The sequence below is a fragment of the Hymenobacter plasmatis genome (assembly GCF_020711255.1).
Lineage (GTDB): Bacteria > Bacteroidota > Bacteroidia > Cytophagales > Hymenobacteraceae > Hymenobacter.
Window position 1 is genome coordinate 59,146 of record NZ_JAJFAW010000027.1, and the last position, 13,022, is coordinate 72,167.

Genomic DNA, 13,022 nt, shown 5'->3' on the forward strand with positions numbered 1-13,022 from the left:
GGCCGCCGTATTTTTACGCGCACGGTGGGGGAGTGGTTCGGTTGAGCTAACTATCTTCGTCCCCGGTTCGGGCCTTTCTATTTTACTATGCGCCACGTCGCCGATATCCCCCATCCCAGTGTCAAAATCACGCTTTTGGCGTGGAACGGCAAGTTCCTGCTGAAGCTGGAGCAGGGCAACCTGGAGCAGACCTACAAGGTGGCAGAGCTGGACCTGCTCACGGGCACCGACGCCGAAGTGCGCGAGCTGCTGGATGAGGAATTTCTCACAGTAGCCATTGCCCGCTTCCAGGCCATGCGCGCCGATTTGCAGGCCGCCTTCGAACGCCACGAATTGCGCTAAGGTCACTTTTACGCTACCCTTCCCATGCAAAAAATATATGCCCTGATGCTGGCCCTCGCGGGCTTGCTCACCGCCGCCCCGGCCATGGCCCAGCTTTACGACGTGCGCGCCGGCGAAGTGAACTACAACAAAGGCGCCCGGCCGGCCCTGAAGGTGCAGGTGGACGGCAAAGCCTCCGATGTGCGCGATTTTCTCCAAAGCTGGATGAAGAGCAACTACAACATCCGGTTCAAGAGCGGCGGCGTGCTGGGCATTGGCAAAAACGACGTGCTAGTAGCCCGCCAAACCCCGGCCAGCTCCATTTCCGGCAAGCTCGTCGACCTCTACGCTTCCGTGGTAGCGCCCGCCGATTCCGTGTCGGAGGTGGCCCTGTTCGGCGGCTTCGACGACCACACGTTCTTCGACCCCGACAAAACCGCCACCGAGTACGGCGCCCTGCGCACCATGGCCCAAAACTTTGCCAGCGCCGCTCGCCTCAACGCCTACCGCACCATGATTGCGGACGCCGAAAAGAAGGTTAAAACCGCGGAAAAGGAAAAAGAGAAGCTCGAAAAGAACCGCGTGTTTCTGCAAAACAACACGACTTCGAACCTGGCCCGCATCGAGGAATTAAAGAAAAAGAACGCCGAAAACCTGCTCCAGTCGCGTGCCGACTCGGTTTCGCTGATTAAGAATTCGCAGGTGCTGGAGCAGAGCCGGGTGCGGCTGCAGCAGCGCCGCGACCGCCTCTCGGCCCTGGACCGGAAAAACTAGCCCCGGCGCGGGCCGTACTCAGGTCATGGAAAACCCATCTTCTCCCCTCGACACCCTGCGCCAGCTCAAGGAGATGCTGGATGCGGGTGCCCTCACGCCCTCCGAATTTGAGGCCCTGAAGCAGCGACTGGTTTTCACCGCGCCCAGTGTTTCGCCCCCGGCCCCCACCGCAGCCGCCGAGCCGGTGGCGTCGGCGCCAGTGCCCGCCGCTCCCATTGCCCCGGTTGTGCCCCCGTTGTATCAGCCCACGGCTCCGCCTTCCCCACCCGTGGCGCCGCCTCCTTCGCCAGCGGCCACGCAGCTCCCGCGCTACGAAGACGTGCCGCTGAACTCGACGCTGAGTGCCGGCGTGCCGGTTTCGGCCCGGGCCGAGGCAGCTGGGCACGCGGCCGTGCCGCCGAAGCCTCTGTACACTGCTCCCGAGCCCTTTCCTCCCATTGAGCCACGGGCTGATGCCGACGCGGGCTGGGTGGCCAATGAAATCCCGGAGTCTGAAGTGCGGGCGCCCCGCAGTCCGCTGGCCCTGATTTTGTCCATTGGCGGCTTGCTGGCTTTGCTGGGGCTGGTTATGTACCTGTCGTCTAGCCGGCACCCTTCGGAGCGCATCTCCAGCACCAGCCAGACCGCGGCCGATTCCTTGGCGGCCCCGGCGGTCGAAACCGGGCCCCAGGCGGCCCCAATGGCCCCGCAGAATACGGCCCCGCCCGAAACCATCCGCGTGCGGCCCACCAACCCGGCGCCGCCGATGCCGCGCCGCCCCGCCGCGCCCGTCCGCGACTCGGCCGTGGTGGTGCCGCCAGCCGCTACCGCCCCGGCCGATTCGGCCACTACCCCGTAGCGCCCGAGCAGCCCGCTACCGATGTGGTTGCTCGCTCAATCTCAACACGTTCGCCTTGCGGCCGTATGCTAAACCTCCGTCATCACTGGCGGAGGTTTTCTTTTTTCTATTCTCAACACCCGCAACTATGACACTCACTCACCTCCTTCGGCCCGTGGGGCTGGCCGTGCTGGCGGCTACCGGCCTGCAGCTGGGCAGCTGCTCGTCGCCCGCCAACAACGAATCGCAAAGCATCGCCGTGGCCGCCGGGCCCGACTCCACCAAGGCCGGGGCCAACTCGCCGCTGCGGGTAGTGGCCCAATTCACGGGCCCGCAAATGGTGGGCGTGGCCGTGGCCCCCGGCGGCAAGATATTCGCCTGCTTTCCGCGCTGGGACTACAACCCCGTGTTTCCCATCGCTGCCGTAGGGCCCAACAATACCCTCACGCCCTACCCCAATGCCAGCTGGTGCACCTGGACCGATTCCGTGAAAAACGAACCCCAGAAGCACTGGATTTGCCCCCAAAGCGTGTTCGCCGACAAAGCCGGCATGGTGTGGGTGCTCGACCCCGCCTCCCCGGGCCTGAAGGGCACCGTGCCCGGTGGCCCCAAGCTGGTAAAAACCGACCCCCAAACCGGCCGCGTTCTGCTCAATATTTCCTTCCCCGAAAGCGTGGCCCCCCGCAAGTCTTACCTTAACGACGTGCGAATTGATTTGCAGAACAACTACGCCTACATCACCGAATCGGGCACGGGCGCGCTGGTAGTGGTCGACTTAAAAACCAACAAATCGCGCCGCCTGCTGGCCGGCCACCCGTCCACCAAGGCCGTGAAAGGGCTGGTGATAAAAGCCGAAGGCCATCCCATGATTGATGCCCAGGGCAAGCCAGCTCAATTCAACGCCGACGGCATTGCCCTGAGCACCGACAACGCCTACCTCTACTACTGCCCGCTCACCGGCCACACCCTCTACCGCATCAAAACCGCGGCCCTGCGCAACGCTTCCCTCAGCGAAGCCCAGCTGGGCCAGCAAGTGGAGACCGTGGGCGAAATCCCTGCCTCCGACGGCCTGGAGATTGACGCGGCCAACAACGTGTACCTCACGTCTTTCGAGCGCAGCGCCCTGCTGCGCCGTACCCCCACCGGCAAAATCGAAACCGTTGCCGCCGATTCCCGCCTGCAGTGGCCCGATACCTACAGCTTTGCCGCCGACGGCAACCTGTACGTGGCCAACTCGGCCATTCACAAAATGGCTAGCTGGAACAAGGGCGTCGAACAGCCCCACGAGCCGTTCCGCATCTTCAAAATGCCGCTGCCGAAGTAGCCCAACGGGAAATTATAGACATCAAAAAAAGCCGCGCCTTCAACTGGCGGGGCTTTTTTATTAGGTAGCAATAGGATAAAGGATAAGCTAATTTATTCGAGCGCGACCTTCTGGATTTTTACGCCTTTGGTAAAAATGTCCAGGTTTTCGCTGGGATGTGCCAGCACGTCCATGCAGTGGTGGTGCCGTTTATTCATGGTGTCGTGTATGGTATACACGCCATCTAGCTTGGCCGAGATACCGGTGACGCGCACCGTATCGCCAAACTTAAATTCACCGCCCCAGGGCTTGAGCAAATCGCGCGACAGTGCCATCCAGCGCTTTTTGGTCCCGTAGTGCGGTTTTATGCGTGAGTTATCAGCCGTCACGAACGGCTCATCGTCGGTTTGGCCCGGTACGGCCTCGTATATGGTGGCGGTCACCGTATACTTTAGGCTGTGCGGAATGAATGATTTGGTTTTCTTTTCGCGGCGCGTACTGGCGGGCCGGCGGGTAACCTCTAGCGGAGAAACGAACTTAACCAGACCTGTTGCTTTCGTGGTGGCTGGTGCGGAGTAGAAAAGCGGCGATGTCAACGCCGAAGCTGCTAGGAGGAAGTCTATTAATAGCCGTACATTATTCATTTAAAAGGGTTTCGATGGCTGCCATTTCACGCCTGGCAGGATAGGCTTTTTCCATTTTTTTAAAACGGGAAAAGTATTAACGATGAGACACATACATAAGTTCTCTAAAAATAAATTATCCAATTGAAAAGGCCCTGAGGCGCCGTATATTGCCCTAATAGTCGAAAGTTTATACAAGGGGAAGTAGTCTAAGCAGGAGCTTGCTACGTACTTAAGAGGTTGTAAACTCGGCAGCTGTCTTAGGCCCGGCACCCACATCGAAGTGCCGCCTCGGCTATCCCCGCGAATTTTGATAAATTGGCCCGCCAACCTGCCGAGCTTATTTGACTTCGGAAAATTATTGAGCTGATAGTCAGGTAAATTTGTTTACCCGAATTCAGGTTTTTGCCTGTCTGCTAAGCGACTTACTTTTACGCAGCCTTACCTAAGCTGCTTTTCTCATGGACGCATACTCGTATATCGCCAACGCCGACGCGGCGGCCATTGAAATCTTATACCAAGCCTACCAGCAGAACCCGGAGTCGGTGGACTTCGGCTGGCGCAAGTTTTTTGAAGGCTTCGACTTCTCGCAGCAGTTCCCGGAAGGGGCGCCGCTGGTGCCCGGGGCTAATGGCGCCGGCACCGCGACTGCTTCCGGAAATGGCGCCGCTGGCGCTGTCAAACCTTCGGTGGCCCCCGGCCCCCGGCCGCAGCCCGACGACTACGGCGTGCTCAACACCGACGCTTCCACCAACAACGCCCCCGCGTTTGCGAACGGCGAAACGGCCGGCGACAAGGAAACGGCGGTGCGCAACCTCATCCACGCCTACCGCAGCCGCGGCCACCTGCGCGCCAAAACCAACCCGGTGCGCGAGCGCAAGGACCGCAAAGCCCGCCTCGACCTCACCGACTTCGGCCTGAGCGAAGCCGACATGGATACGGTGTTCCGGAACGGCGAAGGCCTGGGCCTGGGCGCCCAAGCCACGCTGCGCGAGATTGTGGCGGCGCTGGAGAAAATCTACACCGGCCCCATCGGCTTCGAGTACATGTACATCCGCGACCCGCAGGTGCTGGACTGGTTCCGCGCCAAGGTGGAGCACGACTCGCTGGCCTTCAACCCCGGCGTGGAGTACAAGAAGCGCATTCTGAAGAAGCTCAACGAAGCTGTCGTATTCGAGAACTTCCTGCACACCAAATTCCTGGGCCAAAAGCGTTTCTCGCTTGAAGGTGGCGAAACCACCATCCCGGCGCTCGACGCTATTATCGGCAAGGGCGCGGAGCTGGGCGTGAAGGAAGTGATGATTGGCATGGCCCACCGCGGCCGTCTGAACGTGCTGGCCAACATCATGGGCAAGACGTACGAGCAGATTTTCTCGGAGTTTGAAGGCACCGCCGTGCCCGACTTGACCATGGGCGACGGCGACGTGAAGTACCACATGGGCTACAGCTCGGAAGTGGAAGCCAGCGGCGGCCAGAAAGTCAACCTGAAGCTGGCGCCCAACCCCTCGCACCTCGAGGCCGTGAACCCCGTGGTGGAAGGCTTTGTGCGGGCCAAAATCGAGCACCAGTACGAAGGCGACTACCACCAGATTCTGCCCATCCTCATTCACGGCGATGCGGCTCTGGCCGGCCAGGGCATTGGGTATGAGTTGACGCAAATGTCTCTGCTGGAAGGCTACAAGACGGGCGGCACCATTCACTTCGTGATTAACAACCAAGTGGGTTTTACCACCGACTTTGAGGACGCCCGTTCGTCGATTTATTCGACGGACCTGGCCAAAATCATCGATGCGCCGGTGGTGCACGTGAACGGCGACAACCCCGAAGCCGTGGTGTTTGCTGTGCAGCTGGCCACCGAGTACCGCCAGCAGTTCCACGCCGACATCTTCATCGACATGGTGTGCTACCGCCGCCACGGCCACAACGAGTCGGACGAGCCCAAGTTCACGCAGCCCACGCTCTACAACATCATCTCGAAGCACCAGAACCCGCGCGAGGTGTACAACGCCACGCTGGTGCAGCGCGGCGACGTGGACGCCGAACTGGCCAACCAGATGGACAAGGAGTTCCGCGACACCCTGCAGGCCCGCCTGGACATGGTGAAGCAGCAGCCCCTGCCGTATAAGTACCAGGCACTGGAAAACGAGTGGCGCAGCCTGCGCCGCTCCACCCCCGAAGACTTCGACCAATCACCCGAAACCGGCATCAGCGAAGACACGGTGCAGCGCGTGGCCAAGGCCCTGACCACGATTCCGGAAGGTTTCAAGCCCATCAAGCAGATTGATAACCTGCTGAAAGAGCGCCGTAAGATGTTTTACGACACCCGCGTGCTGAACTGGGCCGCCGGCGAGCTGCTGGCTTACGGCTCGCTATTGGCCGAGAAGCACATTGTGCGCGTGAGCGGCCAGGACGTGCAGCGCGGTACGTTCTCGCACCGCCACGCCGTGTTGCACGACGCCGAGACCTCGGCCCCGTACAACTCGCTGAACTTCCTGGAAGGTGAGCACGAGCAGCTGAGCATCTTCAACTCCCTGCTGAGCGAGTACGCGGTGCTGGGCTTTGAATTCGGCTACGCCATGGCCAACCCCACGGCCCTGGTGGTGTGGGAAGCCCAGTTCGGCGACTTCGCCAACGGCGCCCAGACCATGATTGACCAGTTTGTGGTAAGCTCCGAAAGCAAGTGGCAGCGCATGAACGGCGTGGTGATGCTCTTGCCCCACGGCTACGAAGGCCAGGGCCCGGAGCACTCCAACGCCCGCCCCGAACGCTTCCTGCAGCTGGCGGCCGAGTACAACATCGTGGTGGCCAACATGACCACGCCGGCCAACTTCTTCCACGCCCTGCGCCGGCAGCTCACCTGGAGCTTCCGCAAGCCGCTGGTGGTGATGTCGCCAAAGTCGATGCTGCGCCACCCGTTGTGCGTTTCGCCAGTTGAGGAATTCACCAGCGGCACCTTCCGCGAGGTGCTCGGCGACACCTTTGCCGAAGCCAAGAAGGTGAAGCGTGTGCTGCTGTGCTCGGGCAAAGTGTACTTCGACCTGCTGGAGGAGCAACGAACTTCCAACCGCACCGACGTGGCCATTGTGCGCCTCGAGCAGTTGCACCCCTTCCCCAAAAAGCAGCTCGCCGAAGAGCTGGCCAAGTACCCCAAGGCCAAGCTTTACTGGGTGCAGGAAGAGCCCGAAAACATGGGCTACTGGAACTACATGCTCCGCTACATGCGCCGCGAGTTGGAAGACGTTATTGCCCGCAAGCCATCGGCTTCGCCGGCCACCGGCTACAACAAAATCCACGTGAAGGAGCAGAAGGAGCTGGTGGCCCGGGCCTTCGACAAGCCCAAAGAAGCCGTGGCCGACAATAACATTGAAGCCACGGCGGAAATCGCCAAAAAGGCGGACTAGTTTCGCCAGCCACGCTGCTTCTTTACACCATTGATAGGCAGCGTTTGCATCAAACTCAGCAACTACACTTTCTCCGCCACCTTAGTTTATGGCTCTCGAAATCAAAATTCCCGCCGTTGGCGAATCCATCACCGAAGTCACCATTGCAAAGTGGCTCAAGAAAGACGGCGAGGCCGTGAAGCGCGACGAAGTCATTGCCGAGCTGGAATCGGACAAGGCCACCTTTGAGCTGCCTGCCGAAGCCGACGGCGTGTTGACCATCCGCGTGGCCGAGGGCGAAACCATTGGCATCGGTACCATCATCGCCGACTTGAACGGCGCGGCTGGTAGCAGTGCTGCTCCTGCCGCGGCTGCACCGGCTCCGGCCGCAGCTGCCGCGCCTGCTGCTACGGCCGACCCCATCAACAAAGGCGAGCAGAACCCAGCAGCCAGTGACCAGGCCGGCTATGGCGGCAAGCCCGAGGGCGGTGCCGCAACGGCTTCGCCAGCAGCCCCGGCTGCGGGCGGTGGCGGCTCCATCGAGATGAAAATCCCCACCGTGGGCGAGTCCATCACGGAAGTAACGGTAGCCAAGTGGCTCAAGCCCGACGGTGCCCAGGTGAGCCGCGACGAAGTCATTGCCGAGCTGGAATCGGACAAGGCCACGTTTGAGCTGCCCGCCGAAGGCAGCGGCACCTTGCGCCACGCCGTGAAAGAAGGCGAAACTATTGCCATCGGCACCGTAATTGCCCGGATTGAAGGCGGTAGCGGCGCTGGTGCTGCGTCGGCTCCGGCCGCAGCCGCCCCGGCCGCTGCTCAAGCAGCTCCGGTTGCGGCGCTGGCTTCGGCACCCGCCGCTGGTGGCGCGGCTACTTACGCTACGGGCGTGCCCTCGCCGGCCGCCGGTAAGATTTTGGGTGAAAAAGGCATTTCGGCCACCGACGTAGCCGGCACCGGCCGCGACGGTCGCATCACCAAAGAAGACGCGCAGAATGCGCAGACCCGTCCGGCGGCTCCGGCCCCGCAAGCGGCTCCTGCTGCGGCACCGGCTGCCAGCAGCGCGCCCGCTGCCACCGGCAACCGCACCCAGCGCCGCGAGCGCATGAGTAACCTGCGCAAGACGGTGGCCCGCCGCTTGGTGACCGTGAAGAACGAGACGGCCATGCTCACCACCTTCAACGAGGTGAACATGCAGCCCATCATGGACCTGCGCACCAAGTTCAAGGACAAGTTCAAGGAGAAAAACGGCGTGGGCCTCGGCTTTATGTCCTTCTTTACCAAGGCCGTGTGCGTGGCCCTGAAGGAGTGGCCCTCGGTGAATGCCCAGATTGACGGCACTGACATCGTGTTCAACGATTTCTGTGATATCAGCATCGCGGTATCGGCTCCCAAAGGCTTGGTGGTGCCCGTGATTCGCAATGCGGAGCAGCTGTCGTTCGACGGCATCGAGAAGGAAGTGGTGCGTCTGGCCGTGCTGGCGCGCGACAACAAGCTCACCATCGAGCAGATGACCGGCGGCACGTTCACCATCACCAACGGTGGCGTGTTTGGCTCCATGATGAGCACCCCGATTATCAACGCCCCGCAATCGGCCATCCTGGGCATGCACAACATCGTGCAGCGCCCCATCGCCGAGAATGGCCAAGTGGTGATTCGCCCCATGATGTACCTGGCCCTGAGCTACGACCACCGCATCATCGATGGTCGCGAGTCGGTGAGCTTCCTGGTGCGCGTGAAGGAACTGCTCGAAGACCCCACGCGCTTGCTATTGGGCGTGTAGTTTAGCTCAATTCATACTAGAGAAGCGGCCGGCAGTTACTGTCGGCCGCTTTTTTGTGCGCCGGGGTAGCCCAATTTCTTTCGTTGGCGTTTAAGAGCTCTCATTCTTTCCCGCTATGAAATATTCGACCAAGCGCCCGCGTCCCGCGAAATTCTGGCCCGTAATGGGTTTTGCCACGCTGGCCGGGATGCGCAGCATGAGCGCCCCAGCCTTTCTGAGCCATTACCTCTCGCGGCAGCCCCACGCCGGCCTGGATGGTTCACCATTGCGCTTCATGCAAAAGCCTCTGACCGCCAAGGTGCTCAAGGCCATGGCGGCGGGCGAGATGGTGGCCGACAAGTTACCCGGCATGCCCGACCGGATTGCGCCGCCCGTGCTGCTGGGTCGGCTGCTCTCGGGCGCGTTGGTGGGGGCGGCCTGGTACAAAGCCCGCCACGGCAGCGCCTTAAGCGGCGGGCTGTTGGGCGGGCTAGGCGCCGTGGCTTCCACGTTCATCAGTTACGCCTTGCGCGTGGGCATCAGCAAGCAGGCCGATGTGCCGGTAGGGCTGGTGGGCGTGGGCGAAGATGCACTAGTGGTGGCAGGCGGTTCGGCATTGCTCAGCGGGCAGCAGCCACCACACGGCGAATGGCGACCCATGTAACGCTGATTGTAGCGCGGACTTTGTGGTCCGCGTCCCAGAACGATTACCGTCTTTACTGCGTGGAGACGCGGACTACAACCGTAGGTCGGCGAAGCCAAAGTCCGCGCTACTACTGAGCTACTACAGCAGCGACAGCGGGTTGGGCGTCATGCGGTGCTCAAACATGGCGCCGATGCTCTGGGCGCGGGCTTTGGCATCGGTGGCTTTGGGGCCAGCAAATAGCTCGTCGACGCTGGCATTGAACAGCGCCAGCCACTGCTGGAAGTGGGCCGAATTGATGGGCAGCGGGAAGTGCTTGGCAAAGGGCCGGCCTTTGTAGCGGCTGGTGCCCAGCAGCACGCTGCTCCAGAAGTCGTACATGGTAGGCAAATGGGTAGCCCAATCTACCTGGGCCACGTCGTTGAACACGGGCCGCAGCAGCGCATCCTCGTTCACCCGGGCATAGAAGGTGTCCACCAGCTTCACGATGTCGGCTTCAGTGCTCAGGTCGGGGAGGAGGGTAGCCATGGTAGGAGGGCAGTGCCGGTTAAGTGGGTTCGTTTTGCCTCGTCTCAACTGAGCGGGCAGGCAGAATTAGATGAACAGCTCAGGCCGGAGGCCGGTGCCTGAAGCGGCAAAAATCAAGCCTCTACGGCCACTTCGTGAGCTGCTACCGCAGCGTTGGGCTTGCGCCGCCCGCCCAGCACTACCAGCACCACGGCCAGTACGATGAGTGCTGCCCCGCCCAGCATTTGCGGGTTCAGCACTTCGCCGGCGAAAGCCCAGCCCAGCAGCACGGCCACCACGGGATTTACAAACGCATACGTGCCTGCCAGAGCTGGCTCAACTACGCGCAGCAGCCAGATATAAGCCGTGAAGGCCACAATGGAGCCAAACGTGACCAGGTAAGCGTACGCCATCCAGGACTTGGCCGTGACTTGGGCCAGCTCAAACCCGGACGCCTCGCCGCGCACCAGTCCCACCACGAGCATGGCCGCGCCGCCGCACAGCATCTGCATGCCGCCCGAGAGGAAAGGGGAGGGGGCTGGCTGGTTTTTCTTGGAATACAGCGAGCCCACCGACCACAGCAGGGCCGCCAGCAGTACCGCCGTCACGCCGATGCCCGCGTGGCCCGGCCGCGGCACGCCCGCCGAGCTGGGGTGCGCGGCCAGCAAATACATGCCCAGCATGCCCGCCGCCAGCCCCACCGTGACCCAGCGCGTGGGCCGGGGCGTAACGCCGCTCAGCCAGCCCAACAATGCCAGAAACATGGGCACCGTGGCCACCAGCAGCGAAGTTGTGCCGCTGGGCAAATACAGCACGCCAATCGTGGTGCCGCCATTTCCAAACCCCAGCAGGCAAATGCCAATCACAAAGGCGTGGCCCCAGCCGCGCCGGCTCGGGCGCGGCTCGCCGCGCAGCCGCATGAAGGCGTAGAGCAGGCCCCCCGCCAGGCCGTAGCGCGTGCCGGCCATGAGCAGCGGCGGCATGCTGGCTACGGCAAATTTCATCACCAGGTAGGTAGAGCCCCAAATAAGATAAACCGCGGCAAAGGCCGTGAGCATCGCCACCCGCGACGGCGTGGCAGAACTAGTATCAGACATAAGAAAGCAAGGGGAGCCGAAGAAACAGGCTTCGGGCAGGCCGATTTTAATGGAATGTGGGCCTGGCGCCGCTTACCTGCAATGCACGCTAAGTGCGCGATTGGCCACCCTACAACGGTCAGGCAAAGATAAAACAGCTTTCCCGGGGCTGACTGCTATTCGGCTGTGTGCGCCTGGTAGCTGCGCATGGCGGCTTTGCTCATTTGCTCCCTGGGTGGTCTGGCTAACGCATGGAGGCAGGATTAGAGGCGATAAATAGCCGTCAGGCATGCGTAACTGGGCTGAAGTAGTCTAAAACTGCACCCGGTTGCGAAGTCAAATCGATTGTGGGAGTTATTGATGCCATGCTTGCTTATAAAAAACAAGTTTTAAGAAATATGCCTTAAAATTTAAGGTTGTTTTTCAGATTATTGATTTATATTTGAAATGTTGACCCTTCAAAAAAGGGGGGTGTTTTGAAAATAAATGTTGTAGATGTTAAAATAGCCATTGAATAATAGGGGGTATCTGTTGGCTGATTATTTTGGGTTTTATGATACAAATACAAATCAAGTACTCACCTTTTCTAACGTTCTGCGAGCATGAAGCACATCCTACTCCTTTTACTGCTGACCTCCGCAAGTCTGCTGGCTCATGGCCAGGCCGACTCCACCGATACTGGCAAGCTGACCCTATCGGGCTACCTCGATTCCTACTACCTCACGGCGCTCAACCGGCCCAAATCGGGTAACCTGCTGGGAGTGGACCAGCTGGCCGGCCGGGCCTTCGACCGCCTCACCGACCAGTTTGCCCTGGGCCTGGTGCAGCTCAAGTTGGGCTACAGCTCCCGCAAATCCGATGTGGTGGTGGACCTCACCTTTGGGCCCAATGCGGAGATGGGCAACTTCGGCAACACCACCGGCGCGTTTAACTCCTACCGGCCGCAGTCGCCCTACGGGGCGGCGCTGTACGGCACCTCGGCGGCCATCAAGCAGGCGTATTTCACGTACCGGGCCACGCCCAAGCTCAGCTTCACGGTGGGGCAGTTCGGCACGCACATCGGCTACGAGGTAATCGACGCGCCGCTCAACTACCACTATTCGCTCTCGAACCTCTTCAACAACGGCCCCTTTTATCACGTCGGCCTGAAAGCGGTTTACGCCTTCAGCGACCGCACTTCGCTGATGGTGGGCGTGGTAAACAACTGGGACAACCTCACCGACGACAACAAGCAGAAGTCGCTCATTAGCCAGTTCACCTACAAGCCCCTGCCCACCTGGACGGTGTACCTGAACTGGATTGGCGGCCACGGCGACGACACTTACCTCAACTCGCTGGTGTCGGCCGGCACGCTGGCGCCCGGCTTTGGCCACTACAACCGCCAGCTGTTCGACCTGACCACCAATTATCAGGTCACGCCCAAGTTCTACCTCGGCCTGAACGCTGCCTACGGCCGCTACAATTTCGACACCGAATCGGACCAGGAAACCAATGCCGTCAACGACCAATACGGCAGCACTTCGCCCGGCTGGGGCGGGGCCGCGCTCTACACTAACTATGCCTTCAGCGACGTGGTGGGCGTGGGCGTGCGCTACGAGTATTTCGAAGACAAACACGCCGTGCGCTACCTGCAGGCCACCAACCGCTCCCTGACCGTGACGGCCCCCATCACGCTGGCCGCCGCCAAGCTGCTGGTGAAGCCGGAGCTGCGCTTCGACTCCTCGCCGAGCCACTACTACGAGAATGCGCTGGGGCAGGGCATTACCACCCAGACTACGCTGGGTGTGGCCTTTATCTACAAGTACTAGCCCCCTGCCGC

The 13,022-nt window shown here is 61.0% G+C and carries 11 protein-coding genes; 8 read left to right on the top strand and 3 right to left on the bottom strand.

Annotated elements, in window-relative coordinates:
• Window positions 1–87 precede the first annotated feature (87 nt).
• From LJ738_RS17645 to LJ738_RS17660, 4 genes are all read left to right on the top strand, one after another.
• Window positions 88–342, top strand: a complete 255-nt coding sequence (locus LJ738_RS17645) for a hypothetical protein (RefSeq protein WP_068191858.1) — start codon at window positions 88–90, stop codon at window positions 340–342.
• 24 nt (window positions 343–366) lie between these two features.
• On the top strand, window positions 367–1,095 hold the full coding sequence (locus tag LJ738_RS17650; RefSeq protein ID WP_227787683.1) for a hypothetical protein: 729 nt from the start codon (window positions 367–369) through the stop codon (window positions 1,093–1,095).
• Between the two features lie 25 nt (window positions 1,096–1,120).
• A complete protein-coding gene (locus tag LJ738_RS17655; RefSeq protein ID WP_227787684.1) occupies window positions 1,121–1,933 on the top strand; it encodes an SHOCT domain-containing protein in 813 nt (270 codons plus the stop codon).
• Window positions 1,934–2,060: 127 nt separating this feature from the next.
• Complete coding sequence (locus LJ738_RS17660; RefSeq protein WP_227787685.1) at window positions 2,061–3,236, top strand: major royal jelly family protein; 1,176 nt, start codon at window positions 2,061–2,063, stop codon at window positions 3,234–3,236.
• Between the two features lie 92 nt (window positions 3,237–3,328).
• On the opposite strand, the gene LJ738_RS17665 is transcribed toward LJ738_RS17660, so the two are convergent.
• Window positions 3,329–3,658 carry an RlpA-like double-psi beta-barrel domain-containing protein gene (locus LJ738_RS17665; protein ID WP_227787686.1) on the bottom strand — a complete coding sequence of 110 codons (330 nt, stop codon included), beginning with the start codon at window positions 3,656–3,658 and terminating at the stop codon, window positions 3,329–3,331.
• 641 nt (window positions 3,659–4,299) lie between these two features.
• On the opposite strand from LJ738_RS17665, the gene LJ738_RS17670 reads away from it, so the two are divergent.
• From LJ738_RS17670 to LJ738_RS17680, 3 genes are all read left to right on the top strand, one after another.
• Entirely contained in the window at window positions 4,300–7,239 is a 2,940-nt protein-coding gene (locus LJ738_RS17670; RefSeq protein WP_227787687.1) for a 2-oxoglutarate dehydrogenase E1 component, read from the top strand.
• Window positions 7,240–7,327: 88 nt separating this feature from the next.
• A complete protein-coding gene (odhB, locus tag LJ738_RS17675; protein WP_227787688.1) occupies window positions 7,328–8,998 on the top strand; it encodes a 2-oxoglutarate dehydrogenase complex dihydrolipoyllysine-residue succinyltransferase in 1,671 nt (556 codons plus the stop codon).
• 115 nt (window positions 8,999–9,113) lie between these two features.
• Window positions 9,114–9,641: a DUF4126 family protein gene (locus LJ738_RS17680; RefSeq protein ID WP_227787689.1), complete on the top strand. Its 528-nt coding sequence runs from the start codon at window positions 9,114–9,116 to the stop codon at window positions 9,639–9,641.
• A gap of 120 nt (window positions 9,642–9,761) precedes the next feature.
• Here the strand turns inward: LJ738_RS17680 and LJ738_RS17685 are convergent, their stop codons facing one another.
• Both LJ738_RS17685 and LJ738_RS17690 read right to left on the bottom strand, forming a co-directional pair.
• Complete coding sequence (locus tag LJ738_RS17685; RefSeq protein WP_227787690.1) at window positions 9,762–10,148, bottom strand: group III truncated hemoglobin; 387 nt, start codon at window positions 10,146–10,148, stop codon at window positions 9,762–9,764.
• A 113-nt stretch (window positions 10,149–10,261) separates the two neighbouring features.
• A complete protein-coding gene (locus tag LJ738_RS17690) occupies window positions 10,262–11,224 on the bottom strand; it encodes an EamA family transporter (RefSeq protein ID WP_227787691.1) in 963 nt (320 codons plus the stop codon).
• A 581-nt stretch (window positions 11,225–11,805) separates the two neighbouring features.
• Here LJ738_RS17690 and LJ738_RS17695 point away from each other — a divergent pair.
• The gene (locus LJ738_RS17695; RefSeq protein WP_227787692.1) at window positions 11,806–13,011 is read left to right on the top strand and encodes an outer membrane beta-barrel protein; all 1,206 of its coding nucleotides are present in this window, start codon (window positions 11,806–11,808) and stop codon (window positions 13,009–13,011) included.
• The last annotated feature ends 11 nt before the right edge of the window (window positions 13,012–13,022 follow it).